Origin of the sequence: Bacillus sp. FSL W8-1202 (assembly GCF_038006165.1) — a bacterium.
In the GTDB taxonomy this organism is placed as follows: domain Bacteria; phylum Bacillota; class Bacilli; order Bacillales; family Bacillaceae; genus Bacillus; species Bacillus subtilis.
The window spans coordinates 176,112-202,812 of the sequence record NZ_JBBOUR010000002.1; the positions used below are offsets into that span (position 1 = coordinate 176,112).

Consider the following 26,701-nt stretch of genomic DNA (forward strand, 5'->3'; position numbering starts at 1 on the left):
AATGAAGGCGATATGGCACGGCGGTTTCATTTATACGATGCTCGAAGAAGGCGATCGGACTGAGGCAGTTTATGTGGAGGATGGTGTCATAAAAGGCACCGGCAGCTATGAACGTTTGAAGGAAAAGTACGGGTCGCCGGAAACAGAAGAAATCAGCCTGAACGGTGCAGTGATGTTCCCCGGTTTTGTTGACAGCCATCTACATTTGATCGGCCACGGTGAGAAACAGCTTCAGCTCGATCTGTCCGCACTGACGTCGAAAGATTCAATTTTACAGGCTGCGAAGGAAAGAGAGCGGCAGCTTCCTAAAAACGATTGGCTCATTGGAGAGGGCTGGAATGAAAATCAGTTTGAGACACCTGACTACTTGACTAAGCATGATCTTGATCGCCTGTTTCCTGACAGGCCTGTCTTGCTCAAGCGTATATGCCGGCATGCAATAGCTGTCAATTCTGCGGCTCTTCAAGCAGCGGGAATTTCAAGAAATACTCCTGATCCTGACGGCGGAGTCATCGTAAAAGATGCAAATGGCGAGCCGACCGGACTCCTGTTTGATAAGGCGCAGGATTTGATTCTGAACGCTGTCCCGCCAGTCTCACAGCACTATGTTGATGAGGCATTAACGGCTGCAATAAAGGATTGCTGGACAAAAGGCCTGACGGGCGGTCATTCGGAAGACTTGTCCTATTATGGTGATGTTTCGGTGCCGATGAAAGCTTATGAGAAAGCTGTCGCTGGCGGAAAGTATCCGTTCCGCTGCCATTTGCTCGTTCATCATGAAGCGGTCGATCGATGGGAGCAGCTGGAGAAACCGTCCGGCCCGTATGTGGAGTTTGGTGCGATGAAAATCTTTGCGGACGGGGCGCTTGGCGGGAGAACGGCTTTGTTGAAAGAACCATATCAGGATGATCCATCAACAAATGGTGTTCAGGTTCACGATGACGAAACCCTTGGCCGGCTCATTCGCAAAGCGAGAGAAAAAGGGATGGAGGTTGCTGTTCATGCAATCGGAGATCTTGCTTTTGAAAAAGTGCTGAACGCAATTGAAAAGCATCCGCCCAAAAACGGCCGGCATGACCGGCTTATTCATGCCCAAGTGCTTGATAACGAATTAATCGAGAGAGCAGCACGCATGCCGATCGCACTTGATCTTCAGCCGCATTTCGTTGCAAGCGACTTTCCGTGGGTCATTGACCGTCTCGGAAAAGACCGGATGAAGACTGCATTTGCCTGGAAAACCCTCATATCTAAAGGCATTTTATGCGCGGGCGGTTCAGACGCCCCGATTGAGCCTGTTGACCCGCTTCTAGGGATCCAGTCCGCGGTCCTCCGGAAAAGCAGTCATGAGCAAAACGGGCCAAGCTATAATGAAAGTGAATGTTTACCTGTACATGAAGCGATAAAGCTTTATACAGAAGGTAGCGCCGGTATCATTTATAAAGAGAAGTCACGCGGGAAAATTGCGGAAGGCTATGACGCGGATTTTACAGTTCTCAGTGGTGATCCGTTTGCCATTGACCCCGCACAGCTTCATCTTTTAGATATTAAAAAAACCGTGATTAACGGCCAGATTGTATATGAGAAATCATAAAAGGACAGGCAGCAGCCTGTCCTTTTATTTTCTATAAAAAAGTACGCTTCACTTTCTCCCAAAATGAATTGTCCTTTAGTTTGACCGTTTTGATTTTTTTGTCAGACAGTTTAATTTCAATCGTTTTCACATTTCTCGTGCTGAGTGCTTCATTGTCCAAGCCGATAATTGGGTGCTCATTTCCGTCTTGCACCACACGAAGGGTCAGCTTTCGGTCAGAGCTGAGGACAAATGGCGAGCCGAGTGTCCGGTAGGTGTTATTGTTAAGGGATGCAAGCTCTGATACCTGCATGCATGGAAGCAATGGATCAACAACCGCTCCTGCAACAGACTTGTTATAGGCGGTGCTCCCTGTAGGCGTTGAGATAATCATTCCGTCACCTCTAAACGTTTCAAAGTGCAGATCGTCAATCAGCACGTCCATCACAAAGGTTTTGATGATGCTTGAACGGATGGATACCTCGTTTAAGCAGTGAAAAGGACTGGCTTGATCCACTGTCACTTCAATCAGCGGGTATTTTCTCACTTCAATTTGTTCAAACGTCATTGCATCGACCATTTTTTCTCGCTCATCACTATGAAAGTCGCAATATAAATGAGCTTTCCCCTTTTTGGTAATGCCGACGTACAAGCAGTCGTCACGAAAATTCGTCTTTCTGACTGCCTGCAAAAATGTGCCGTCCCCGCCAATGCTAGCGATAATATTGGCGTCTGAGTGCTGGTTTACAACGGTAAATCCATGCTCTTCCGCCAATTGTGTTAACGAGCGGGCTTGTTCGTTCGTTTCCTGATCCTGTTTGTGAAAAAAATAAACATTATGGCGTTGATCGGTCATATCCCATTTCCCCTTTGCTGTCATATTTAAGTTTTTCTGCCATCCAGTATTTGTGATAAAATACCTTTGGCCATAAGTGTACCACGTTTGCCGGCAGCCCGTTAAGCCGGAGCTTTCTCATGAAGTGAAACATTTTTCATAGTGAATCGTATAATGAGAGAGTTTAGGAAAAAGGAGGAGAAAAAATGAATGCAAAAAGATGGATTGCATTAGTGATTGCTCTGGGGATTTTCGGCGTGTCTATTATCGTCAGCATCTCTATGAGTTTCTTTGAAAGCGTCAAAGGCGCTCAAACGGATCTCACATCACTGACGGATGAATCGCAGGAAAAAACGCTGGAAAACGGCAGTCTCTCAAGTAAAATTGCCGTATTAGAGGTCAGCGGCACCATTCAGGATAATGGGGACTCAAGCAGTCTGCTTGGTGCAGACGGATATAACCACAGAATGTTCTTAAAAAACCTTGAGCGCGCAAAAGATGACAAGACGGTCAAAGGTATCGTTCTGAAGGTGAATTCTCCGGGTGGCGGAGTGTATGAAAGTGCTGAAATACATAAGAAACTGGAAGAAATCAAGAAAGAAACGAAAAAACCGATTTACGTGTCAATGGGTTCGATGGCAGCATCCGGAGGCTATTACATCTCTACAGCGGCTGATAAGATTTTTGCGACACCGGAAACCCTGACAGGGTCACTCGGCGTCATTATGGAAAGCGTCAATTATTCAAAGCTTGCCGATAAGCTTGGCATTTCTTTTGAAACGATTAAGAGTGGGGCCCATAAGGACATTATGTCTCCTTCCCGTGAGATGACGAAAGAAGAAAAAAACATCATGCAATCGATGGTTGATAATTCGTATGAAGGCTTTGTTGATGTCATTTCAAAAGGGCGCGGCATGCCGAAAGCAGAGGTAAAGAAAATTGCGGACGGCCGCGTGTATGACGGACGGCAGGCGAAAAAACTGAACCTCGTTGATGAGCTTGGTTTTTATGACGATACCGTTACGGCCATGAAAAAGGATCACAAGGATTTGAAAAACGCCTCTGTCATTTCTTATGAGGAAAGCTTCGGATTAGGTTCACTGTTTTCCATGGGCGCGAACAAAATGTTTAAAAGTGAAATTGATTTTTTGAATATGAGAGAAATTCTATCGCAATACGGTTCGCCGAGAATGATGTATCTCTATGCGAAGTAGGAGGGAACAATAATGGACGCGACATATGAAGAGTTAGAGCGCAATGACATCAAAGGCCCGCAAGAAGCGGAGCTGCTGACACATGCCTATGCTGGCTTTTGGGTTCGTTTCTGGGCTTTCCTGCTTGATTGGCTCGTGATATGGGGATTAAACCATTTGCTCGTTTCTCCCCTCTTTACCGTATTGGATCTGCCGAAAACATCCGGCATGTTTACCTTCTCGGCCTACAGTGTGACAACGCTTATTGTGTATCTTGCCTATTTCGCACTAATGACAAAATACTTCAGGCAGACGCTTGGTAAAATGGTGTTCGGCCTCAAAGTGGTTTCTGTGAAGCAAGATTGCAAGCTGACATGGAGTACAGTCATTTTTCGTGAAGTGGTTGGACGGTATATTGATAAGATTTGGATTTTATATATCGTCATTGCTTTTTCACCTACAAAACAAGGGATTCATGATTACATCGCGGATACCACCGTGGTGCATGAAAAATTATACCGCAAATAACCGATAACCCGGACCACCGTCCGGGTTTATTTTTTTAGGAATTGGCGATAATGCTCCTAGAGGAAGTGAAGAATATGGTGTATGTACTGATAGCCATTCTTATTCTCATAGGGATCGTACTGCTTCTCAGAATGAAAATCCATGTCGCGCTGGAGTATCTTCATGCCGCTGATAATGACAAATTGACCTTGAAGATTACGGCGCTGTTTGGCCTTATAAGGATCAAAAAAACAATCCCGGTGATTAAGGTGAACAAAGAAGACGGAACCGTGGATATCAAACAAAAAACTGAATCCAAAATGAAAAAAAGCAGCCGAAAGAAAAAAATTACACAAAACGATGTGCAGCAAAGCATTAATAAAATCGAAATGCTTTTGCATCAGGTCACCAGACTACGGAAAATCAGCGCGTCTTTTCTCGCGCATTTACATATCACAAAACTAGAATGGGTTACAGTAATCGGAATTCAGGACGCGGCAGTGACAGGTGTGTTAACAGGTGCTGTATGGGGTGTGAAGGGCGGTATCGCAGCAATGCTCTACGACCACCTGGACTTTGTGAATAAACCTGTCTATGAGGTGATCTCGTCGTTTCAAGTCCCTGTTTCCAAGACCCATTTTCAGTGTATATTCTTTTTTCGCTTTGGACATGCTATGCTTGCAGCTTTCAAGTTCGTCAAATACGGACGGGAGCTATCCGTATTAAAGAAGAATCCGTCGGCTAGAATGACTTCAAAGAATGATTCATCAGTTTAAGGAGGAAACGTATATGGCAGACCATCCCATCCAAGGTTTAATGAAAACCGCAATGGAAAACTTGAAGGAAATGATTGATGTTAACACCATCATCGGAGATCCAGTAGAAACGCCTGATGGAAGTGTGATTTTAACTGTTTCTAAAGTTGGATTCGGATTCGCCGCAGGCGGAAGCGAGTTTGGCGGAAAGCCGGCCGAAAAAGACGATGAGACAAGAGAACAGAAACTTCCTTTCGGAGGCGGAAGCGGGGGCGGTGTGTCCATTACGCCGATCGCGTTTTTAATTGTCGGATCGACAGGCATCAGAATGATTCATTTAGATGAAAATACCCATTTAATAGAGAAAATTTTAGACGCAGCCCCTCAAACACTCGAGCGCATCCAGCAAATGTTCAAGAAAAATAACAAAAACCAAGGTCAGGGCCAAAATCAAAACCAAATGAACAATATGAATTATTAAAAAAGGTTAACTGCGCTGGCCGCAGTTAACTTTTTTTTGGCATAAACTTTGCAGTTTGCAGGAAACTTTACTATGATAGAGACATACATACAAAAGGGAGGAATTATAATGGCTGAAATTACATTCAAAGGCGGTCCGGTTACACTTGTCGGACAAGAAGTGAAGGTAGGAGATCAAGCTCCTGATTTCACAGTGCTGACTAACAGCCTTGAAGAAAAATCGTTAGCTGACATGAAAGGAAAGGTAACGATTATTTCTGTTATCCCTTCAATTGATACAGGTGTTTGTGATGCACAAACACGCCGTTTTAACGAAGAAGCTGCAAAGCTTGGAGATGTCAACGTCTACACAATCAGTGCAGACCTTCCATTCGCGCAAGCGCGCTGGTGCGGCGCTAACGGAATTGACAAAGTGGAAACACTGTCTGACCACAGAGATATGTCATTTGGCGAAGCGTTCGGTGTGTATATTAAAGAACTTCGTCTGCTTGCTCGTTCCGTATTTGTCCTTGATGAGAACGGAAAAGTCGTTTACGCTGAATATGTAAGCGAAGCAACAAACCACCCGAACTATGAAAAGCCAATTGAGGCTGCTAAGGCATTAGTGAAGTAAGCAGGGAAAAAAGCTCCAGGCTGCCGCCGGAGCTTTTTTCATGGCAAGGAGGAACACAATATGCAAAAAGACCATGTAGGTGCGGTGTATGAGCTGTTAAACGAAGCCGCGATTATGATAAAGAATGAATTGCAGATTTCATATATAGAGGCGCTGGCCGAAGCAGGAGAAATGTATTTTCTTGAAAAAACGGATCAGCTGAAACTGCCTGTTGATCAGAAAACCAAACAACTTCAGGCTCTGCTTGAAAAAGCGGAATTCGGTTCGTATGAGCCTGAGTGGGTACGCAAGGCTTTTCAGCTTGCCGTTCTTAAAGGAATGAAAGATATCTCCCATCCAAACAGACAAATGACGCCGGATACGATCGGGCTTTTGATCAGCTATTTGGTGAATAAGTTTATGGCGGACAAAAAGGAACTGACCATTCTTGATCCAGCCTTGGGAACTGGGAACCTTCTGTTTACCGTGCTGAACCAGCTGTCTGAAAAAACGGCAAACAGCTTTGGCATTGAAATTGATGATGTGCTCTTGAAGATCGCCTATGCCCAAGCGAACCTTCTGAAAAAAGAGCTTGAGCTTTTCCACCAGGACAGCCTTGAGCCGTTGTTTATCGATCCAGTTGACACGGTCATTTGTGATCTGCCCGTCGGCTATTATCCGAATGACGAAGGAGCAGAAGCGTTTGAGCTCAAAGCTGACGAAGGCCATTCCTTCGCTCATCATCTGTTTATTGAACAGAGCGTCAAGCATACCAAACCGGGCGGCTACTTATTTTTTATGATTCCGAATCATTTGTTTGAGAGCTCCCAAAGCGGCAAGCTGAAACAGTTTTTCAAAGACAAGGTTCATATCAACGCACTGTTGCAGCTGCCAAAATCTATTTTTAAAGACGAAGCTCATGCCAAAAGCATCCTTGTGCTTCAGAAACAAGGAGAGAATACGAAAGCGCCGGGGCAAATTCTGCTTGCGAATCTTCCGTCTTTCTCCAATCAAAAGGCGATGCTTGATATGATGGCTCAATTTGATGAATGGTTTAAAAAAGAAAAGTAAGTGTTTTAAAAGCAGCTTAGGCAGCCGTATGAGGTCGATGCCTAAGCTGCTTTTATTTATGCTTTTGAAGACCGGACTTGACGAATTGAATCCAGCTTTGGAACACAAAATACAGAGGGAAAAACCGCAAATTGTAAGCGTTCATCAATACAAAACCTATAGGGAATGTGTCTGAAAATAACGACTTCTTATTGTAAGCGTTATCAATACGCGAGTTGACTTGAAAAGCCGACATGACAATGTTTAAATGGAAAAGTCAGATATTTTTCGGAGAAGATGTTGATATTCACCGGGAAAAAAGTACGAAAAACGAAGTTGTTGATACAGAGTATAAAGGAGCGTCAATCATGTCCAAAATTATTGCAATTAACGCAGGAAGCTCGTCTTTGAAATTTCAGCTTTTCGAAATGCCTTCAGAAACCGTTTTAACGAAGGGTTTAGTTGAACGAATCGGTATCGCCGACAGCGTATTCACAATTTCTGTGAACGGCGAAAAAAATACAGAAGTAACTGATATTCCAGATCATGCGGTAGCTGTTAAAATGCTGCTGAATAAGTTAACGGAATTCGGCATTATTAAAGACTTGAATGAAATTGACGGAATTGGCCATCGTGTCGTTCACGGCGGAGAAAAATTCAGCGATTCTGTTTTATTAACGGATGAAACCATTAAGGAAATCGAAGATATTTCTGAATTGGCACCGCTTCACAATCCGGCAAATATCGTTGGAATTAAAGCGTTCAAAGAAGTGCTTCCAAATGTTCCTGCGGTAGCTGTATTTGATACAGCATTCCACCAAACAATGCCTGAGCAGTCTTACCTTTACAGCTTGCCGTATGAATACTATGAAAAATTCGGCATCCGTAAATACGGCTTCCACGGCACTTCACATAAATATGTAACTGAGCGTGCGGCAGAGCTTCTCGGCCGTCCGTTAAAAGACTTGCGCCTGATTTCCTGCCACCTTGGAAACGGAGCAAGTATTGCCGCTGTTGAAGGCGGAAAATCTATTGACACATCCATGGGCTTTACGCCGCTTGCCGGTGTAGCAATGGGCACACGCTCTGGAAACATCGACCCTGCCCTGATCCCATACATCATGGAGAAAACAGGCCAAACGGCTGACGAAGTACTGAATACATTAAACAAAAAAAGCGGACTGCTCGGCATTTCCGGTTTCTCAAGCGATCTTCGTGACATCGTTGAAGCAACGAAAGAAGGAAATGAGCGCGCGGAAACAGCTCTTGAAGTATTCGCAAGCAGAATCCACAAATACATCGGTTCTTACGCTGCAAGAATGAGCGGTGTAGATGCGATCATCTTTACTGCCGGTATCGGTGAAAACAGTGTGGAAGTCAGAGAACGCGTTCTTCGCGGTTTAGAATTCATGGGCGTATACTGGGATCCTGCGCTTAATAACGTGCGCGGCGAGGAAGCTTTCATCAGCTATCCGCATTCTCCAGTAAAAGTCATGATCATTCCGACTGATGAAGAAGTCATGATTGCGCGCGACGTTGTTCGTTTAGCAAAATAAATAGCATGAAAGCACATTCTCTTGAATGTGCTTTTTTGTTGATGCATGATAGTGACAGACAGAAAACATAAAAGAGGTGGGCCAATGAGCGTTCAAGAGCATAGACAAGAAGCTCCCGATATCGTTCGGTGCAAAGTGATTACTGTCAGTGACACGAGGACAGAGGAAACCGATAAAAGCGGTAAGCTGATGATCTCATTTTTAGAAGAAGCCGGTCATCATATTGCCGCATATGAAATTGTAAAAGACGAAAAGGATGCTTTGCAACGGTCAGTGCTTGCGGGCTGCATGGATGAACAGACAGACGCGGTACTCTTAAACGGAGGGACAGGCATAGCAGATCGGGATGTCACAATTGAAGCCATAACGCCGCTGTTTTCGAAAGAACTGCCCGGCTTTGGAGAAATATTCAGGATGCTGAGTTATACAGAGGATATCGGCTCTGCCGCAATCATGTCGAGAGCAACTGCCGGCGTCATTCAGCATACCGCTGTTTTCTCAACGCCAGGCTCAAGCGGCGCGGTAAAGCTGGCAATGAATAAGCTGATTATTCCCGAACTTGCACATGTGGTCAGAGAAATCAGAAAAGACAAGTAAATGAATAAATACTACGAAACTTCACCTGAAATTTAGGTGAAGTTTTTTTTATAAAAGGCTTGAAAAAACGAAACGTACTTGTTAAAGTGTATACATACAAAATGTATTTTTATTAAATATAATTTATTTTTATACAAAATAGAAACACGGTTGAGAGGGGATTTTTATCATGTCAGAACAGAAAAAAGTCGTATTAGCATACTCAGGGGGTCTTGATACTTCCGTCGCAATAAAATGGCTTCAGGAGCAAGGATATAATGTAATCGCCTGCTGCCTGGATGTCGGTGAGGGCAAAGATTTGGCATTTGTTCAGCAGAAAGCGCTTGAAGTCGGCGCGACAAACTCCTACGTGATCGATGCAAAAGAAGAATTTGCACAGGATTACGCGCTTATTTCTTTGCAGGCCCACACGATGTATGAAGGAAAATACCCGCTCGTTTCGGCATTATCTCGGCCGCTGATCGCGAAAAAGCTGGTTGAAATAGCGGAAAAAGAAGATGCACAGGCGATTGCCCACGGATGCACAGGGAAAGGAAATGACCAGGTTCGTTTCGAAGTCTCCATTAAATCATTAAACCCTGACCTTGAAGTCATCGCGCCGGTTCGCGAATGGCAGTGGTCACGTGAAGAAGAAATTGAATATGCGGCTAGCCGCGGCATTCCGATTCCGATCAATCTTGACAGCCCGTATTCTATCGACCAAAACCTCTGGGGACGCGCCAATGAGTGCGGCATTTTAGAAGATCCATGGGCGGCGCCGCCAGAAGGTGCATACGATTTAACAGCTCCGCTGGAAAAAACGCCGGACACGCCGGAAGTGATTGAAATTGCATTTGAACAAGGCGTGCCTGTCTCCATTGATGGTGTTTCCTACTCGCTTTCTGAGCTGATCTTGAAGCTGAATGAATTGGCGGGCGCGCACGGTGTCGGACGTATCGACCACGTGGAAAACCGCCTCGTCGGCATTAAATCCCGGGAAGTATACGAATGCCCTGGTGCGATGACACTGATCAAAGCGCATAAAGAATTAGAAGATTTGACACTGGTGAAAGAGGTAGCCCACTTTAAACCGATCATCGAGCAAAAAATGTCAGAAATCATTTACAACGGCTTATGGTTCTCACCGTTAAAAGATGCGCTGCACGCTTTCTTAAAAGAAACGCAAAAGCATGTCACAGGCATTGTCCGCGTGAAGCTGTTTAAAGGCCATGCAATTGTAGAAGGACGTAAATCAGAATACTCTCTATATGATGAAAAACTTGCAACATATACAAAAGACGATGCATTTGATCACCATGCAGCAATTGGATTTATCGAGCTTTGGGGACTTCCGACAAAAGTGAACAGCATCGTGAAAAAGAAGGAGCAGATTAAAGCATGAAGAAGCTCTGGGGAGGCCGATTTCAAAAAACACCGGAAAAATGGGTCGACGAGTTCGGCGCGTCCATATCATTTGACCAAAATTTAGTTGCTGAAGACATTACAGGGTCTCTCGCACATGCTGCCATGCTGAAAAAATGCGGTATTCTGACAGCAGAAGAAGAGTTGAAAATCCGAGAGGGCCTGAATACCCTTTTGCAAAAAGCAGAGGAGGGAGCATTGGAATTCTCAGTCGATTATGAGGATATTCATTTGAACATTGAGAAAATGCTCATTGACGAAATCGGTCCTCTTGGCGGCAAGCTGCATACCGGCAGAAGCCGGAATGACCAGGTGGCGACTGACATGCATTTATACTTGAAGAATCATGTCGGCCACATCATCGAGCTGATTGAGGCATTCCAAAGTGCGCTCATTGAAAAGGCGGAAGCGAACGTTGAAACGATTCTGCCGGGCTACACACATCTGCAGCGCGCCCAGCCGATTTCATTCGCTCACCATCTGCTTGCGTATTTCTGGATGCTTGAACGCGACAAGGAGCGTTTTCAGGATTCGATGAAGCGGATTAACAAATCTCCGCTCGGCTGCGGGGCGCTCGCGGGAACAACCTTCCCAATCGACCGTGATTATTCAGCGGAACTGCTCGGCTTTGATGCCATTTATGAAAACAGCTTGGACGGCGTCAGCGACAGAGACTTCATTTTGGAGTTTTTAAGCAACAGCAGTATGCTGATGATGCACCTATCCCGTTTCTCTGAAGAAATCATTTTATGGTGCTCGCAGGAGTTTAAATTCATCGAGCTTGACGATACGTACGCAACAGGAAGCAGCATGATGCCGCAAAAGAAAAACCCTGATATGGCAGAGCTGATCCGCGGCAAAACAGGACGCGTATACGGCGATATGATGGGTCTGTTTACGATCATGAAAGGACTTCCGCTCGCTTACAACAAAGATCTGCAGGAAGACAAAGAGGGCATGTTTGACACGGTAAAAACGGTGGAAGGCAGCCTGCAAATCTTCACAGGCATGATCCAAACAATGACTGTAAACAAAGACGTCATGAAGCAAGCGACAAAACAAGACTTTTCAAATGCGACGGAACTGGCCGATTATTTAGCTAAAAAAGGAATGCCGTTCAGAGAAGCGCATGAAGTGGTCGGGAAACTTGTGTACACATGCATCGAAAGAGGGATCTATTTAAGCGATATGCCGTTTGGCGAGTTTCAGCAGGCGAGCACACTATTCGAAGAAGATATTTACACTGTGTTAGACCCTTACTACGCAGTTGAAAAAAGAATGAGCGCCGGGGGCACCGGATTTAAACAGGTAAAGCAGGCGCTTGAAAAAGCGAAAGCTTGCGTGGCAGCTGGAGTTTGTTAAAATTTCCTTCATAGTATCCCGTCATTATAGCCAACCTACCTCTATAATGATGGGAGGCAGAATGATGAAAAAAGAACCGGAACGCTATATTTATGATGAACAAGAAAGCCAGGAGACAACAAGGCTCATTTCAGAAGCATATCAAAGCGGTTATGTCGATATGCCTGATCAGGAGTCTTCATCTCCTGCAGAATAAGCTGTCTGTACAGGCAGCTTTTTTTGTATGCCAAAGTGTAAAAAGTGATATTGCAAGCCTTTTATAGTAAAGTAGAAGAAGAAACACTTTATTGAAAGCGGCGACGTTGCTTTGGGAGGTATTCATGTGCGACATGCTTTAATTACTGCCGGTTCGAAGGGTTTAGGCCGCAAAGTGACTGAAACGTTGCTTGCAAAGGGGTATTCAGTAACAGTCAATTACAGACAGGATGAGGAGGCAGTCAGCCGCCTGAAGGAAGCCTGTCCCGATTGTCTTGACCGGCTGCAATTTGTAAAAGGTGATGTCACCAAAAAAGAAGATCTGCTGCGTATTGCAGAGGCTGCCTTAAACCGCTTCGGAAGGATCGACTTTTTGATTAACAACGCGGGACCATACATATTTGAACGTAAAAAGTTAGCCGATTATACTGATGATGAATGGTATGGCATGCTGGAAGGAAATTTAAGCGCCGTCTTTCATTTATTCAAAGCGGTTATTCCTATTATGAGAAAACAGCAATTTGGACGCATCATTACGTACGGATTCCAAGGTGCGGCTCACGCGCCCGGCTGGCTTCACCGATCGGCATTTGGCGCTGCGAAAGTGGGCTTGGCTTCTTTGACGAAGACAATCGCCATTGAAGAAGCCGAATTCGGCATAACCGCCAACATGGTTTGCCCGGGAGACATTGTCGGCGACATGAAAGAAGCATCGATAGAGGAAGCCAGAATGCGAATCGGCAAAGAAAAAACGCCGATAGGAAGATCCGGTACTGGCGAGGATATCGCCCGGATTATCGCTTTCTTGTGTGAGGAGAACTCAGACCTTGTGACAGGGACAGTCATTGAAGCCACCGGAGGCCTCAATGTCATTAACAAGAATCAAATAACATAAGTTTTTCAGCTTTTTAAAAAGGGAAAATAAAAAAATCAAAATCATGTGACGAGGTGAAAGAAATGAAAGTGACATATCACGGACATTCTGTAATCACAGTGGAAACGAAGGACCATCATATTATTTTTGATCCGTTTTTAACAGGGAATTCATTAACGGATATAAAGCCGGAGGATGTAAAAGCGGATGTCATCTTGCTAACGCACGGACACAATGACCATGTCGGTGATACTGAACAAATCGCCAAGCAAAATAACGCGCTGGTTATAGCCCCGAACGAGCTCGCTGTGTACTTAGGCTGGAAAGGCTTGAATGTTCATCCAATGCATATTGGCGGCTCCCGCCAGTTCGATTTTGGAAAAGTGAAGCTCACACAGGCCTTTCATGGATCAGCCATCACAGATGAAGAAAACAAAACGATCACTTACACAGGCATGCCTGCCGGTATTTTGCTGACTGTAGAAGATAAAACGATATTCCACGCGGGCGATACGGCTCTTTTCTCTGATATGAAACTCATTGGCGAATTGAATCATATCGACCTTGCTTTCCTTCCGATTGGCGATAACTTTACGATGGGGCCTGAAGACGCCAAGCTTGCCGCTGAATGGCTGCGCGCAAAACAGGTCGTGCCGGTGCATTACAATACATTCCCGGTCATCGAACAAGACCCAGAAGCATTCGCTGACAGCCTGCCGGGCGGAGTCGGCAAAGTCATGTCGGTCGGTGAGACGATCGAGCTTTAAGCGGTGAAACCATCTCCTGATGAATCAGGAGGTGGTTTTTATTTTTTCAGTTATCCTGTAATGGTCTTATCAGAGGTTCCTTCCAATTCTTTGCTGCGCTGCTGAAAACGTTTGGTTATCCGGGCGATCAAGTCCTTCGTGGCGCGGTCAAAATGAACTTCTTTTTGATTTGTCAACAGCCCTATGGGCGGGGTGATATCCAGGTTCAGAATTGGAATGACTTTAGTGCCGTTGAACGGTTTAGAATGTGCGGTGCTGGTAAAGATTGAAATTCCGATGTTTTCACGTACGTAATATTCATGTGACATGCTGCTTGTGAGCTCCATTTTTTTGTAGCGATTCCCGAGTTCTCTATGTAAATGCTGTTCAATTTGTAAGCGAATGGGGCAATTGGCGGGCGTAAATATGAAGCGCTCTTCTGCTAAATCAGACAAATGGACAGCCTTCTTCTCAGCGAGCGGATGTTGATCAGATACAATCACATTTAATGTGTCATAAAAAAATGGATGGTAGTAATTTTCAAGAATCAGCTCCGGCTCGCCGCAGACTGCAAAATCAATCGTCCCGTCTAAGAGCTTTTGACTGCAGGTATTGGCGTCATCAACCTTGATATTAACCGTTATCTTTGGGTAATCCATTAAGAAATCCTTTAAAATCTCGGGGAATATCAGACTGGCGGTTGGCTCTGAAACCCCTATGTTGATAATGCCTGCCTCTTCTTCCTTTAAGTCGGAGAGGTTGTGTTTAAGCGCCTCGTATTGCATCAAAAGATCTCCTGTTCGTTCATAAAAAAGCTTCCCTGCTTTTGTCAACTGCAGGCTTTTTCCTCTTTCAAACAGCAGTACGCCTAAATCCTGCTCCAATTGCTTCATACGCATCGATATCGTCGGCTGCGAGTAGTTGAGTATTTCTGCAGCTTTATAGAAGCTTCCAAATTTTACAATCGTATGAAACGTTTTGATTGAGCGTAACTCCAATGTGCTCCCTCCTGTTTTTCATCATTAAAATTACTGAAGTGAAGGTTTACTTTTTTTGATTAGTCAAAGATCAGAGTATGCTTTATAGTATAAACAATAAAAGCTTAGTAAACAAATAGGAATTATATATTTTATGAAGAGGAGTGACAAAAATGAGTGAGGATATTTTTCGACTGGCAACTGTTGAAGATGCATCGGAGCTGTTGAAACTGGTTAACAGCGCATTTCAGCCCATTCGGCAGCTGGATATTGATTGGCCATCCACGAGAGCTGATATCCAAATGGTATCAGAAAATATTGAACATCATTCAGCGATTGTGCTGGAGCGGGATGGGAAGCTGATTTCAACGATTACAATCAGGTTCCCGTGGGAGAGTGAGACGCCTCCTTCAAAATATCCATTTGTGTGGTGGTTTGCGACACTGCCGGAATATAAAGGGCAAGGCGCCGGAAGTAAGCTGCTTACGTATGTTGAAGAAAAAGTGCTTCGAGATATGCTGAAGGCTCCTGCGCTGACACTCGGCACATCGGCGCGCAAGCATCCTTGGCTTGCTGACATGTACAGAAGGAGAGGGTATGAAGTGTATTTTGAGCAGGAAAAAGACGGGGACATAGGTGTGATGATGCACAAGGTTCTGATTCCGGAACGATTTAACCCAACGCTTTTAGGTGCGCCCAGCTGGGCATGATGTGAGGCAGCCTATGAATAAGCGTAAAGGATTGGTTTTGCTGCTGTCAGTGTTTGCATTACTTGGCGGGGGATGTTCGCAAACAAATAACAAAACAGATCGTCAGGCTCAAACGGTCATAGTCGGCACTGGAACAGATTTTCCGAATATTGCGTTTTTAAATGAAAAAGGCGATTTGACCGGGTATGACATTGAAGTGATGAAAGCCATCGATAAGGAGTTGCCTCAATATACATTTGAATTTAAAACGATGGATTTCTCAAATTTGCTGACGAGTCTCGGAAATAAAAAAATTGATGTGATTGCTCACAATATGGCCAAAAATAAAGAACGAGAAAAGCGTTTTTTGTATCATAAAGTCCCATATAACTACTCGCCGATGTACATCACGGTGAAAGAGGATAATCACAAGATTCATACATTAAAAGACTTGCACGGAAAAACAGTCATAGTTGGCGCCACGTCAAATGCGGCAGATTATATTACAAAGTACAACAAAACGCACGGCAGCCCGATTCATTTGAAATATGCGGGACAGGGAAGCAATGACACCGCCAATCAAATTGAAACCGGGCGCGCAGATGCAACGATAGCTACACCGTTTGCCGTCGATTTTCAGAATAAAACGCACGCCTTCCGCCAAAAGACAGTCGGTGACGTGTTATTAGATACCGAGGTGTACTTTATGTTTAATAAAGGCAGCCAAACCTTGGCGGATGACACGGATCAAGCGATTAAAAAGCTGGAGAAAAACGGAACGCTAAAAAAACTAAGCCGAAAATGGCTCGGGGCAGATTATTCAAAATCAAGTTTTGAAAAATAAATGGGGCGATGAGATGAAAACGAAAGCAGCATTCATGGCAATATTATTTTCGCTTATAACAGTTCTGTCAGCTTGCGGTGCAGGCAGTCAAACGACGGGAGCCGGGCAAAAGAAGGTACAGACGATCACGGTCGGAACTGGAACCCAATTTCCGAATATTTGCTTTATCGATGAAAAAGGCGATTTAACCGGTTATGATGTCGAACTGATCAAAGAGCTTGATAAGCGCCTGCCACATTATAAATTCACATTTAAAACGATGGAATTTTCCAACCTGCTTGTCAGCCTCGGACAGCATAAAGTCGATATTGTGGCACATCAAATGGAGAAAAGCAAAGAGCGTGAGAAAAAATTTCTGTTTAACAAGGTTGCTTACAACCATTTTCCTTTAAAAATTACTGTGCTTCAAAATAACGATACGATCCGTAGAATTGAAGACTTAAAAGGAAAACGGGTGATTACGAGTGCAACCTCCAACGGAGCGCTTGTACTGAAAAAATGGAATGAGGATAATGGACGGCCGTTTGAGATTGCCTATGAGGGCCAAGGCGCAAATGAGACTGCGAATCAGCTGAAATCGGGGCGTGCGGACGCAACGATCTCAACGCCTTTTGCAGTAGACTTTCAAAACAAGACGAGCACTATTAAAGAAAAAACCGTCGGTAATGTGCTTTCAAATGCCAAAGTGTATTTTATGTTTAACAAAAATGAACAAACGTTAAGTGACGATATTGATAAAGCCTTACAGGAAATCATTGATGACGGAACGTTGAAAAGGCTCAGTTTGAAATGGCTTGGTGACGACTATTCCAAAGAGCAGTATTAGGTAAAAAGAGAGGGAGCAGTGATGGAAAAAGCGTTTGATATGAACATGATTGGAGATTTTGTGCCGACGTTAACCGCTTATTTACCGGTTACATTATACATTTTAACACTGTCCTTGCTTTTCGGTTTTGTATTAGGACTCTTTCTGGCACTGCCCCGCATCTACAATATTCCAATTGTAAATCAATTGGCAAAAGTGTATATCTCATTTTTCAGGGGAACGCCTATCATGGTGCAGCTTTTCATCGTGTTTTACGGAATCCCGGCGCTTACGGGGCTTATCGGGATTGATACATCAAAAATGGACCCGTTTTATGCTGCTGTCGCAACCTATGCGTTAAGCAATGCAGCGGCAGCCGCAGAAATCATTCGAGCGGGGGTGGGCAGTGTAGATAAAGGCCAAACGGAAGCGGCGTACAGTATTGGCTTAAGCGGTAGTCAGGCCTTCAGGCGAATCGTTCTGCCCCAGGCACTTGTCCAGGCGTTTCCGAATATGGGAAACATGGTGATCAGTTCTTTAAAAGATACGTCTCTAGCCTTTTCAATAGGTGTTATGGATATGTCCGGAAGGGGCCAAACACTGATTACCTCAAGCAACCATTCTCTTGAAGTTTACATTGCGCTATCGATTGTTTATTATGCTGTAGCGGTTTTATTCGAATGGTTCTTTCGAGTGGCAGAAAAACGAATCAAGAAGAATCAAACAAGGATTGTTACTGTTTTTGACATGAACATACATTGATATATTTCTTCGGATGAGGGGGGAGAAGATTGCAATTTGACTTTCCATTTATCGTTTCCGCCATGAAAGAAATGGTAAAGACCATTCCTCTGACATTGATGATGGCTGTTTTGCCGATTGTGTTTGGATTTCTCGTGGCTCTTGGAAATATAATTGTTAGAATTTTTAGAATTAAGGGCTTGGTGGCTTGCTCAAGGTTTTATGTGTCTTTCTTTCGAAGTACACCTGCAATCCTTCACATTATGTTGATTTATTTAGGGATACCGCCTGTTGCAGATCAAGTCAGCAGTTTTTTTCATCTCGGCTGGTCCGCCAATGAGATACCGGTCTCCATGTTTGTCATCATGGCCTTGTCTTTAACTGCCGGAGCTTATCTCACAGAAATCATCCGGTCAGGCATTCTGGCGATGGATACCGGACAGGTCGAAGCGGCTTATTCAATCGGCTTGACACACAGCCAAACCTTTCGGCGTGTAATATTGCCGCAGGCGCTGATGGTTTCCATCCCAAACTTCACAAATTTGGGTATCGGCTTTTTGCATACCACCTCTATCGCGGCTATAGTGGCTGTCCCAGAGATTACAGGGACGGCGACTATCGTTGCTTCTGATAATTATGCATTTTTAGAAGCGTTTATCGGAGCAGCGATTATCTATTGGGTGCTGACTCTGATCCTAGAATCCGTAAATGGAGTATTAGAGAGAAAGGCAGCCAGATTTCAAGGGGGCACTTTATGATTGAGATTAAAAATATCCATAAACAGTTTGGCATCCACCATGTATTAAAAGGGATAAATCTCACGGTACGCAAGGGAGAAGTTGTGACGATTATCGGGCCGAGCGGATCAGGGAAAACCACCTTTTTACGGTGCCTGAATTTATTAGAACGTCCAGACGAAGGGATCATTTCTATACATGACAAAGTGATTAATTGCCGCTTTCCGTCCAAAAAAGAGGTTCACTGGCTCAGAAAACAGACGGCAATGGTATTTCAGCAATACCACCTGTTTGCTCACAAAACGGTGATTGAAAATGTCATGGAGGGCTTGACGATTGCCCGGAAAATGAGAAAACAAGACGCGTATGCCGTAGCGGAAAATGAACTGAGAAAGGTCGGGCTTCAAGATAAATTGAACGCTTATCCGAGTCAGTTATCGGGAGGACAAAAGCAGAGGGTAGGGATAGCAAGGGCGCTTGCCATTCATCCTGATGTGCTGCTGTTCGATGAGCCGACGGCAGCGCTTGACCCGGAGCTGGTCGGTGAAGTGCTTGAGGTAATGCTGGAAATCGTGAAAACCGGAGCCACCATGATTGTTGTTACACATGAAATGGAGTTTGCAAGAAGGGTCTCTGATCAAGTTGTTTTTATGGATGAAGGAGTCATTGTTGAACAAGGAACCCCGGAGGAAGTCTTCCGCCATACCAAAAAAGACAGAACGAGGCAGTTTCTCCGCCGTGTTTCGCCGGAATATTTATTTGAACCAAAAGAACACATAAAGGAGCCGGTGATATGATCCGCTTAAGTATTTTAGACCAAAGCTTGATTGGTGAAGGGGAGACAGCAGCTGATACATTACAGCATACAGTGAACTTGGCACAAATGGCTGAAGAGTGTGGATATCACCGATTTTGGGTGGCCGAACATCACAACAATGATGAGATTGCAGGGTCTGCACCCGAGGTTCTTTTAGGCTATCTTGCTGCAAGCACAAGAAAAATTCGTTTAGCATCAGGCGGAGTGATGCTGCAGCATTACAGCTCTTATAAAGTAGCGGAGCAATTCCATCTTCTATCAGCGTTAGCTCCCGGCCGTATAGATCTTGGAGTGGGCAAAGCGCCCGGCGGGTTTCAGCTGTCCACAGACGCGCTGCAGGCCGAATATAAAAAACCGGTGCGTCAGTTTGATGAAAAACTGGAGGAGCTTACTCATTTCGTTCGGGATGATTTTCCTGATACCCACCGCTATGCCGCATTGCGTCCTATGCCGCAGGTTGATCGGAAGCCGGGTATTTTTCTATTGGGAGGAAGCGCAGAGAGTGCCATTTCGGCTGCAAAACTGGGAATCTCTTTTGTCTTTGCTTACTTTATTAACGGTGAAGAGGAAGTGCTGAAGGAAGCCCGCCGAGCATTTGACGCGCATCTCCCGCCAGGATCTAAGGCTGAATTTCATCTTGCCCCCGCTGTTTTTGCGGCACATACAAAAGAAGAAGCGGAAAAACATATTGTGTCGCGTGAATCGATAAAAGTGGTTTTGAAAGACGGGCGTAAGGTCAACGTCGGTTCCCGCGAACAGGCTGAGGCCTATCTGGAAAACGTCACAGAGCCCTATGACATCATCGTGCAAAAAACCGGGATTATTGCCGGAACAAAGGAAGAAGTGGCAGAAGAATTAACACGTTTATCAGGCACATACAAAATCAATGATTTTGTTATTTTTACACCGATCAAAAATGCTGAAGAAAAACAGCTGTCTTATCAGCTGCTGAGCGATACAGTTTTAGCTGCAAAACGTTAAGGAGGGACAGAAGAATGAGTGATGTTTTGAACATTGTGGTTTGGAGTAAAAAAGGCTGTTCGTATTGTGAGGAAGTCAAGAATTATTTGAATGAAACAGGGTTCCCGTTCCAAAATATCGATGTTTCAGAGAAAGAGGAACTTCGAGATATTTTACAGGCGAAATATGGGGTACGCCATGTGCCTGTGGTCGAAATCGGGCGCGGCAATCACTATCAAGGGATAACTGAAATCGGCATTGAACACCTTGATCTTGCACTTGCGAATCATGCACAGATAAAGGAGGCAAAAAGATGACACGTTCAGATTTTATCCAGTTTGGAGCCATGATTCACGGTGTCGGGGGAACAACTGACGGCTGGCGTCATCCCGATGTTGATCCCTCGGCCAGCACAAATATTGAATTTTACATGAAAAAGGCGCAAACAGCTGAAAAAGGTTTGTTTAGTTTTATTTTCATTGCAGACGGCTTATTTATTTCTGAAAAATCGATTCCTCATTTTTTAAACCGTTTTGAACCGATCACCATTTTATCTGCGCTGGCATCGGTTACCAAAAATATTGGTTTAGTAGGGACGTTCTCTACATCTTTTACTGAGCGATTCACTATCTCCAGACAATTGATGTCGCTGGACCATATCAGCGGGGGCAGGGCAGGCTGGAATCTTGTTACTTCTCCACAGGAAGGAGCGGCACGCAACCATAGTAAGTCTAATTTGCCAGAACACACTGAACGTTACGAGATCGCACAAGAGCATTTGGATGTTGTGCGCGGGCTGTGGAATTCCTGGGAGCATGACGCATTTATACACAATAAGAAAACAGGGCAGTTTTTCGATCCGGCGAAGCTTCATCGCCTGAATCATAAAGGAAAGTATTTTCAAGTAGAGGGGCCCTTGAATATCGGGCGCTCTAAGCAGGGAGAGCCTGTAGTGTTTCAAGCGGGCTCATCAGAAACAGGCCGGCAGTTTGCTGCTAAAAATGCGGATGCGATTTTTACCCATTCCAATTCATTAGAAGAGACAAAAGCGTTTTATGCGGATGTGAAAAGGCGAGCTGCTGATGAAGGGCGTGATCCTTCAAGTGTGCGGATTTTTCCAGGAATCAGCCCGATTGTGGCAGATACGGAAGAAGAGGCGGAAAAGAAGTATCGTGAATTTGCAGAATTGATACCGATTGAAAATGCTGTTACTTATTTGGCTCGTTTTTTTGATGATTATGATCTGAGTGTTTACCCGTTGGATGAGCCATTTCCCGATATTGGCGATGTGGGAAAGAATGCGTTTCAAAGCACAACAGACCGGATTAAGAGAGAAGCAAAAGCCAGAAATCTGACATTGCGGGAGGTAGCACAGGAAATGGCTTTTCCACGGACTCTATTCATCGGAACACCAGAGCGTGTCGCATCCTTAATTGAAACTTGGTTCAACGCTGAGGCGGCGGATGGGTTTATCATTGGGTCGGATATACCGGGTACACTTGATGCTTTTGTAGAAAAGGTGATTCCGATTCTTCAAGAAAGAGGGCTTTATCGTCAAGATTATCGCGGCAGGACCTTGCGGGAAAATCTCGGTCTTGGCATTCCGCAGCATCAATCCGTTTTACATTCATCACATCAATAGGTTTCGTCTGATCGAATGCGGAAGCTGAGAGGGGAGGCTGACTTTTTTGACGATCATTGCCGGTACGGTTGTGAAAGGAAAACAATTAGGCAGAAAGCTTGGATTCCCCACGGCAAATGTAGATGCAAAAATGCATGGGCTGCGTAATGGAGTTTATGGGGTTCTGGCGACAGTCAATCACCAATTTCATTTAGGGGTTATGAATAGCGGTGTGAAACCGACGGTGGGCTCTAACCTTAAAAGGACATTGGAGATTTTTTTGTTTGACTTTCATAGAGACATCTATGGAGAAAAAATCGAATGCAGCATTCTCTTTAAAATTAGAGAAGAAAGAAGGTTTGATTCTTTGGAGTCTTTAACAAAGCAAATTAAAAAGGATATTTCGTGCGTTGCAAAACGCTTTGAGCTGATTGGGATTATGGCACCGAACAAAAAAGAAAGCCTGCTTTCCCATCAGGAGTTAAATCTTCCGGATCTCTGCTTTTACAAGAAATGTAACAACCTATATGGCGTCAACCGAGGCGTATACAATGTCATTGATAACTGGTTTTTTGAGTACGGAATTACACAAGTAGCTTACAGGCGCATTTATATTTTATCTTTTTTAAGCTTTTTGAAAGAAGATAATCCGAAAGTTTCCAGCAAGTATATAAGATTTGGGGCGGGCGGTCTTGCTGATAAATTGAACCGATTTATTTCATCTTATGTTGAAGAGTCTGAAGAAAATATATTGGGATAGGGAAAGGAGCGGAACATATGTCTTTGGATTATTGGAGAAATATAGAAGGCTCCTATCCATATCAGACTACAGGAAATGACATCCTGACGTTGAAAGAGGAGTCTAATCCCGTAAATCTCTCAACGCTAGAAAAGCAGCTCATCGGCATTCGCCGGCACCTGCACCAATATCCTGAACTGTCAAAAGAAGAATTTGAAACAACTGCTTTTATAAAAAAATGCCTTAAAGAAAAGGGGATACAGATTCGCCCTACTGCTCTAAAAACGGGTGTGTTCGCAGACATAGCAGGGGAGTCAGAAGGTCCGGCGATTGCTTTGAGGGCTGATATTGACGCCTTGCCAATTGAAGAAAAAACAGGATTGCCTTATGCGTCTAAACATAAAGGGATCATGCATGCGTGCGGTCATGATTTTCATACGGCAGCGCTTCTTGGTGCGGCCTTTTTATTGAAGGAAAATCAAGACAGTCTGAAAGGAAAGGTTCGTTTATTATTTCAGCCGGCAGAGGAAGCGGGTGCAGGCGCTGCAAAAGTGATAGAGGACGGCCAACTGGATGGCATTGATGCGGTTATTGGACTTCACAATAAACCGGATATCGCGGTTGGGACTGTAGGGTTAAAAACAGGCCCGCTTATGGCTGCTGTTGACCGATTTAAAGTAGAGATAGAAGGGAAAGGTGCTCATGCAGCATTGCCGCATAATGGTTTTGATCCAATTGTCGGCGCCTCTCAGCTTATTGTCGCCCTGCAAACGATTGTAAGCAGAAATGTAAACCCGCTGCAAAGCGCGATTTTAACCGTAGGGAAAATCAACGGCGGCAGCACTTGGAATGTCATTCCGGATACAGTTGTCATTGAGGGCACTGTTCGTACATTTGATTCAGAGGTTCGTAATCAAGTGAAACAGCGTTTTTTGGCAGTCACAGAGCAGATTTCTGCTGCTTTCTCGTTAAAGGCAAATGTGAAGTGGCATTCCGGACCGCCGCCGCTTTGTAATGATGAGGCAATTACGGGGCTGGTGCGAGACGCTGCACATAAAGCGAAACTTCAAGTCATTGATCCCGCCCCATCAACCGCGGGGGAAGATTTTGCTTATTATCTTGAGCATATTCCGGGATCCTTTGCGTTTTTTGGAACAGACGGTGATCATGATTGGCACCACCCTGCATTTACAATTGATGAAACTGCCATTATCAAAGCCTCTTATTTTTTATATGAAAGCGCCAAGAGATTGTTAGATTCGAATGAAGAGTCAAAAATATCTGATTGATATAGATGGGGTGTTCTGATGAAGAAATTAATCGTTTTTGCATTTATTGGTTTATTGTCGCAGTTAATAGACGGTTCGTTAAGTATGGCTTATGGGGTTACCTCAACTTCTTTGTTATTGGCGTTTGGCATCACACCTGCTGTGGCTTCAGCTTCTGTCCATTTAGCGGAAGTCGTAACGACTGCCGCATCGGGAGTGTCGCATATTAAATTTGGCAATGTTGACAAACAAACCGTTTATCAGCTTGTCATTCCCGGCTCTATAGGCGCTTTTTTAGGCGCGGCATTCCTCAGCCAATTACCTGGAGATGTGGCGAAACCCTATATTTCTTTGTTTTTGCTCCTTCTGGGCGGATATGTATTGATCAGGTTTTTATTTCAATATAAGCCGGCTCTTGAGAAGAAGCATGTGCCGTTAAACCGAAAACAATCCATCCCATTGGGCGTGATCGCTGGTTTTGCAGATGCCACAGGCGGAGGCGGCTGGGGACCGGTGACCACTCCGATTTTATTATCCCGCAAAGGCTTGAGCCCGAGGAAAGTTGTCGGGACTGTAGACACAAGTGAATTTGCCATCGCCGTATCTGCAACCGCCGGTTTTCTTATTTCATTAGGATGGGAGGACGTCAATTGGTTATGGGTGTTTTCACTAATGGCCGGCGGAATTATCGCTGCCCCTATCGCAGCATGGCTGGTGCAGAAGTTTCATCCGCAATTGATGGGTGTGCTTGTAGGAGGATTTATTATTCTGGTAAATGCCAGAACATTAATAAATGAATGGATCGCAAATACAGCTGTTCATCCATTGATCTATACGGCCATAGGGGCGATATGGCTATCCGCAGTTTTATTTGTTTTATCTAAAATAGGGAATCGAAATATTGTTAATACAGCGGTTGATGTCCATTTAAAAGAAAAATAAAGGGTTTTTCCGCTTTACGATGTAAAAGGAGCCACGGGGTCCTTGCGCTTGACTGGAACGAAATCAACGCTGTAAGAAGCCGGTCGGGCTTCTTTTTTATTTTCCAGCCTCATTGCGTATAAATCCTTTGAAACCTTATAATAAAAACAAGAAGACTGTCCTTAGAGGTGAAAGGCTTGGCAACGAAGCATGAACAAATTTTAACGTATATCGATTCACTGCCTGTCGGTGAAAAAATTTCTGTCCGAAGAATTGCAAAGGAAATGAAAGTAAGCGAAGGAACCGCGTACAGAGCGATCAAGGAAGCAGAGAATAAAGGGTTTGTCAGCACGATTGAACGTGTGGGCACAATCAGAATTGAACAAAAGAAAAAAGAGAACATTGAAAAGCTTACCTATGCAGAGGTTGTAAATGTTATAGACGGACAAGTGCTCGGAGGCAGGGCAGGGCTCCATAAGACATTGAATAAATTCGTCATCGGCGCGATGGAGCTTGACGCGATGATGCGTTACACCGCAGCGGGGAATCTTTTGATTGTCGGAAACAGAATCAATGCACACAGGCAGGCGCTTGAAGCGGGCGCGGCCGTATTGGTGACCGGGGGCTTTAACACGGATGACAGCATTGTGCAGCTGGCAGATGAGCTTGAACTGCCGATTTTATCCACGAGCTATGACACCTTTACAGTTGCCGCGATGATTAACCGGGCAATATATGACCAGCTGATCAAAAAAGAAATTGTTTTGGTGGAGGACATCCTAACACCTGCTGACCGCACGGTATATCTTTCGCCTAAGGATAAACTTGAAAAATGGTATGAGAAAAATTTTGAAACGGGGCACGGCCGCTTCCCGGTTGTCGACGATCAAATGAAAATCCATGGCATTCTGACATCAAAAGATATTGCTGGCCATGACCGAAATGCATCTATAGAAAAAGTCATGACCAAAAATCCCGTCACGGTTATTGGGAAAACATCTGTCGCTTCAGCTGCGCAAATGATGGTATGGGAAGGGATCGAAGTGCTTCCCGTCACTGACGGCCACCAAAAACTCATCGGCATGATCAGCCGCCAAGACGTATTGAAAGCTCTTCAAATGATTCAAAAGCAGCCGCAGGTCGGGGAGAAGCTTGATGATATCGTTTCAAGGGGGTTTAAAGATGAGGGTGATGATAAAGAAGATCAAACGGTTTACGAGTATGAAGTCACGCCGCAAATGACAAATCAGCTTGGAACCATTTCTTATGGCGTATTTACGACCATTTTGACGCAAGCGGCAAACCGATTTTTGCGCTCGAAAAAGCGCGGCGAACTCGTCATAGAGAGCATCACCATCTTCTTTTTGAAGCCTGTGCAGATGGAATCAGTCATCGAAGTCAAACCTCGCATCTTGGAGGCCGGCAGAAAGTTCGGGAAAATGGAAGTGGAAGTGCACAGCCAAGGTCATATCGTGTCTAAAGCGATGCTGATGGTTCAGCTGATGGAAAGAAGCTAAGGGACGTTCAGGCGCCCCTTACGCGTGATCTCTTTCAGCTTCTTTGGCGTGAAGGGGATTGTAATGCCTGAAGGCTTTATAACCTGCCCAAGCGCTTCCTGCTCCTATGACGATAAAGATACCGCCGATTACTAACGTTAATACTGAATGGAATAATATCATTTGGTTGAGCCCGTAGAATAGGACTAGTGACCCTAAGGCCATGCTTGATTTTGCTGAACATATTTCTTTTGCCAAAGATGGCTTTGCCCGTACGCCTTTTACTTTATAGTACACATAAAAGCAGGCTGAAAGCCCAATCAAAAAAACAAGAACCAGCATAAATGAAATCCTCCATCGTAAAAGTTTACAA

At 44.5% G+C, this 26,701-nt stretch carries 31 protein-coding genes; 28 read left to right on the forward strand and 3 right to left on the reverse strand.

Annotated features, from left to right (window positions below; translation table 11 throughout):
* The first annotated feature begins 1 nt into the window (after position 1).
* The gene (locus tag NSQ09_RS20930; RefSeq protein WP_041333685.1) at positions 2–1,591 is read left to right on the forward strand and encodes an amidohydrolase; all 1,590 of its coding nucleotides are present in this window, start codon (positions 2–4) and stop codon (positions 1,589–1,591) included.
* Positions 1,592–1,622: 31 nt separating this feature from the next.
* Here NSQ09_RS20930 and NSQ09_RS20935 read toward each other — a convergent pair whose 3' ends face one another.
* On the reverse strand, positions 1,623–2,426 hold the full coding sequence (locus NSQ09_RS20935) for an NAD kinase (protein WP_341032614.1): 804 nt from the start codon (positions 2,424–2,426) through the stop codon (positions 1,623–1,625).
* Positions 2,427–2,611: 185 nt separating this feature from the next.
* Between NSQ09_RS20935 and sppA the strand changes: the two genes are divergently transcribed.
* The 14 genes from sppA to NSQ09_RS21005 all read left to right on the forward strand — a co-directional run bounded on the left by sppA (position 2,612) and on the right by NSQ09_RS21005 (position 13,734).
* Positions 2,612–3,619 (forward strand): signal peptide peptidase SppA, encoded by a 1,008-nt coding sequence (gene sppA / locus NSQ09_RS20940; RefSeq protein ID WP_017695733.1) that lies wholly within the window; start codon positions 2,612–2,614, stop codon positions 3,617–3,619.
* Between the two features lie 12 nt (positions 3,620–3,631).
* On the forward strand, positions 3,632–4,126 hold the full coding sequence (locus NSQ09_RS20945) for an RDD family protein (RefSeq protein WP_076458259.1): 495 nt from the start codon (positions 3,632–3,634) through the stop codon (positions 4,124–4,126).
* A gap of 74 nt (positions 4,127–4,200) precedes the next feature.
* On the forward strand, positions 4,201–4,881 hold the full coding sequence (locus NSQ09_RS20950) for a DUF2953 domain-containing protein (RefSeq protein ID WP_041333691.1): 681 nt from the start codon (positions 4,201–4,203) through the stop codon (positions 4,879–4,881).
* Between the two features lie 13 nt (positions 4,882–4,894).
* The gene (gene ytfJ, locus NSQ09_RS20955; RefSeq protein WP_041053350.1) at positions 4,895–5,341 is read left to right on the forward strand and encodes a GerW family sporulation protein; all 447 of its coding nucleotides are present in this window, start codon (positions 4,895–4,897) and stop codon (positions 5,339–5,341) included.
* A gap of 108 nt (positions 5,342–5,449) precedes the next feature.
* The gene (tpx, locus tag NSQ09_RS20960; protein WP_003223506.1) at positions 5,450–5,953 is read left to right on the forward strand and encodes a thiol peroxidase; all 504 of its coding nucleotides are present in this window, start codon (positions 5,450–5,452) and stop codon (positions 5,951–5,953) included.
* Positions 5,954–6,013: 60 nt separating this feature from the next.
* Positions 6,014–7,003: a class I SAM-dependent methyltransferase gene (locus NSQ09_RS20965; protein WP_041333695.1), complete on the forward strand. Its 990-nt coding sequence runs from the start codon at positions 6,014–6,016 to the stop codon at positions 7,001–7,003.
* Positions 6,975–7,178, forward strand: coding sequence for a hypothetical protein (locus tag NSQ09_RS20970; protein WP_121591055.1), 204 nt, complete (start codon positions 6,975–6,977; stop codon positions 7,176–7,178). Before NSQ09_RS20965 ends, NSQ09_RS20970 begins: the two co-directional genes overlap by 29 nt.
* A 172-nt stretch (positions 7,179–7,350) precedes the next feature.
* Complete coding sequence (locus NSQ09_RS20975) at positions 7,351–8,538, forward strand: acetate kinase (RefSeq protein WP_003223511.1); 1,188 nt, start codon at positions 7,351–7,353, stop codon at positions 8,536–8,538.
* A gap of 84 nt (positions 8,539–8,622) precedes the next feature.
* Positions 8,623–9,135 (forward strand): MogA/MoaB family molybdenum cofactor biosynthesis protein, encoded by a 513-nt coding sequence (locus NSQ09_RS20980; RefSeq protein ID WP_041333697.1) that lies wholly within the window; start codon positions 8,623–8,625, stop codon positions 9,133–9,135.
* A gap of 169 nt (positions 9,136–9,304) precedes the next feature.
* Entirely contained in the window at positions 9,305–10,516 is a 1,212-nt protein-coding gene (locus tag NSQ09_RS20985; RefSeq protein WP_017695739.1) for an argininosuccinate synthase, read from the forward strand.
* Positions 10,513–11,898 (forward strand): argininosuccinate lyase, encoded by a 1,386-nt coding sequence (gene argH, locus NSQ09_RS20990; RefSeq protein WP_017695740.1) that lies wholly within the window; start codon positions 10,513–10,515, stop codon positions 11,896–11,898. Before NSQ09_RS20985 ends, argH begins: the two co-directional genes overlap by 4 nt.
* Before the next feature lie 61 nt (positions 11,899–11,959).
* Complete coding sequence (locus tag NSQ09_RS20995) at positions 11,960–12,094, forward strand: hypothetical protein (protein WP_004399018.1); 135 nt, start codon at positions 11,960–11,962, stop codon at positions 12,092–12,094.
* A gap of 126 nt (positions 12,095–12,220) precedes the next feature.
* Positions 12,221–12,988 carry an SDR family oxidoreductase gene (locus tag NSQ09_RS21000; RefSeq protein WP_017695741.1) on the forward strand — a complete coding sequence of 256 codons (768 nt, stop codon included), beginning with the start codon at positions 12,221–12,223 and terminating at the stop codon, positions 12,986–12,988.
* A gap of 62 nt (positions 12,989–13,050) precedes the next feature.
* Positions 13,051–13,734 carry a metal-dependent hydrolase gene (locus tag NSQ09_RS21005; RefSeq protein WP_003245964.1) on the forward strand — a complete coding sequence of 228 codons (684 nt, stop codon included), beginning with the start codon at positions 13,051–13,053 and terminating at the stop codon, positions 13,732–13,734.
* Positions 13,735–13,784: 50 nt separating this feature from the next.
* On the opposite strand, the gene ytlI is transcribed toward NSQ09_RS21005, so the two are convergent.
* Entirely contained in the window at positions 13,785–14,711 is a 927-nt protein-coding gene (gene ytlI / locus NSQ09_RS21010; protein WP_004398915.1) for a LysR family transcriptional regulator YtlI, read from the reverse strand.
* 152 nt (positions 14,712–14,863) lie between these two features.
* Between ytlI and snaA the strand changes: the two genes are divergently transcribed.
* The 13 genes from snaA (at position 14,864) to NSQ09_RS21075 (ending at position 26,349) form a co-directional block, all read left to right on the forward strand.
* Positions 14,864–15,400 (forward strand): N-acetyltransferase SnaA, encoded by a 537-nt coding sequence (snaA, locus tag NSQ09_RS21015; RefSeq protein WP_015251464.1) that lies wholly within the window; start codon positions 14,864–14,866, stop codon positions 15,398–15,400.
* Between the two features lie 13 nt (positions 15,401–15,413).
* Entirely contained in the window at positions 15,414–16,223 is an 810-nt protein-coding gene (tcyJ, locus tag NSQ09_RS21020; RefSeq protein ID WP_015251465.1) for a sulfur-containing amino acid ABC transporter substrate-binding protein TcyJ, read from the forward strand.
* Between the two features lie 13 nt (positions 16,224–16,236).
* A complete protein-coding gene (gene tcyK, locus NSQ09_RS21025; protein WP_144452700.1) occupies positions 16,237–17,049 on the forward strand; it encodes a sulfur-containing amino acid ABC transporter substrate-binding protein TcyK in 813 nt (270 codons plus the stop codon).
* A gap of 21 nt (positions 17,050–17,070) precedes the next feature.
* Positions 17,071–17,790, forward strand: a complete 720-nt coding sequence (tcyL, locus tag NSQ09_RS21030; RefSeq protein ID WP_004399112.1) for a sulfur-containing amino acid ABC transporter permease TcyL — start codon at positions 17,071–17,073, stop codon at positions 17,788–17,790.
* Between the two features lie 29 nt (positions 17,791–17,819).
* Entirely contained in the window at positions 17,820–18,527 is a 708-nt protein-coding gene (gene tcyM, locus NSQ09_RS21035; RefSeq protein WP_015714510.1) for a sulfur-containing amino acid ABC transporter permease TcyM, read from the forward strand.
* Positions 18,524–19,303: a sulfur-containing amino-acid ABC transporter ATP-binding protein TcyN gene (tcyN, locus tag NSQ09_RS21040; protein WP_004398701.1), complete on the forward strand. Its 780-nt coding sequence runs from the start codon at positions 18,524–18,526 to the stop codon at positions 19,301–19,303. Before tcyM ends, tcyN begins: the two co-directional genes overlap by 4 nt.
* Positions 19,300–20,304 carry an LLM class flavin-dependent oxidoreductase gene (locus tag NSQ09_RS21045; protein WP_017695744.1) on the forward strand — a complete coding sequence of 335 codons (1,005 nt, stop codon included), beginning with the start codon at positions 19,300–19,302 and terminating at the stop codon, positions 20,302–20,304. The genes tcyN and NSQ09_RS21045 overlap by 4 nt, the downstream gene beginning before the upstream one ends.
* Before the next feature lie 14 nt (positions 20,305–20,318).
* A complete protein-coding gene (locus NSQ09_RS21050; RefSeq protein WP_017695745.1) occupies positions 20,319–20,600 on the forward strand; it encodes a glutaredoxin family protein in 282 nt (93 codons plus the stop codon).
* The gene (locus tag NSQ09_RS21055) at positions 20,597–21,925 is read left to right on the forward strand and encodes an LLM class flavin-dependent oxidoreductase (protein WP_341032618.1); all 1,329 of its coding nucleotides are present in this window, start codon (positions 20,597–20,599) and stop codon (positions 21,923–21,925) included. Before NSQ09_RS21050 ends, NSQ09_RS21055 begins: the two co-directional genes overlap by 4 nt.
* 46 nt (positions 21,926–21,971) lie before the next feature.
* Positions 21,972–22,664: an RNA-binding riboflavin kinase RibR gene (gene ribR, locus NSQ09_RS21060; protein ID WP_041351308.1), complete on the forward strand. Its 693-nt coding sequence runs from the start codon at positions 21,972–21,974 to the stop codon at positions 22,662–22,664.
* Between the two features lie 17 nt (positions 22,665–22,681).
* A complete protein-coding gene (gene sndA / locus NSQ09_RS21065; protein WP_121591051.1) occupies positions 22,682–23,932 on the forward strand; it encodes an S-alkyl-N-acetyl-metabolite deacetylase SndA in 1,251 nt (416 codons plus the stop codon).
* A gap of 18 nt (positions 23,933–23,950) precedes the next feature.
* Positions 23,951–24,853, forward strand: coding sequence for a sulfite exporter TauE/SafE family protein (locus NSQ09_RS21070; protein WP_341032621.1), 903 nt, complete (start codon positions 23,951–23,953; stop codon positions 24,851–24,853).
* A 176-nt stretch (positions 24,854–25,029) separates the two neighbouring features.
* Entirely contained in the window at positions 25,030–26,349 is a 1,320-nt protein-coding gene (locus NSQ09_RS21075) for a CBS domain-containing protein (RefSeq protein WP_004398641.1), read from the forward strand.
* An 18-nt stretch (positions 26,350–26,367) separates the two neighbouring features.
* Here the strand turns inward: NSQ09_RS21075 and NSQ09_RS21080 are convergent, their stop codons facing one another.
* Positions 26,368–26,670 carry a YtpI family protein gene (locus tag NSQ09_RS21080; protein WP_003229401.1) on the reverse strand — a complete coding sequence of 101 codons (303 nt, stop codon included), beginning with the start codon at positions 26,668–26,670 and terminating at the stop codon, positions 26,368–26,370.
* Positions 26,671–26,701 lie beyond the last annotated feature (31 nt).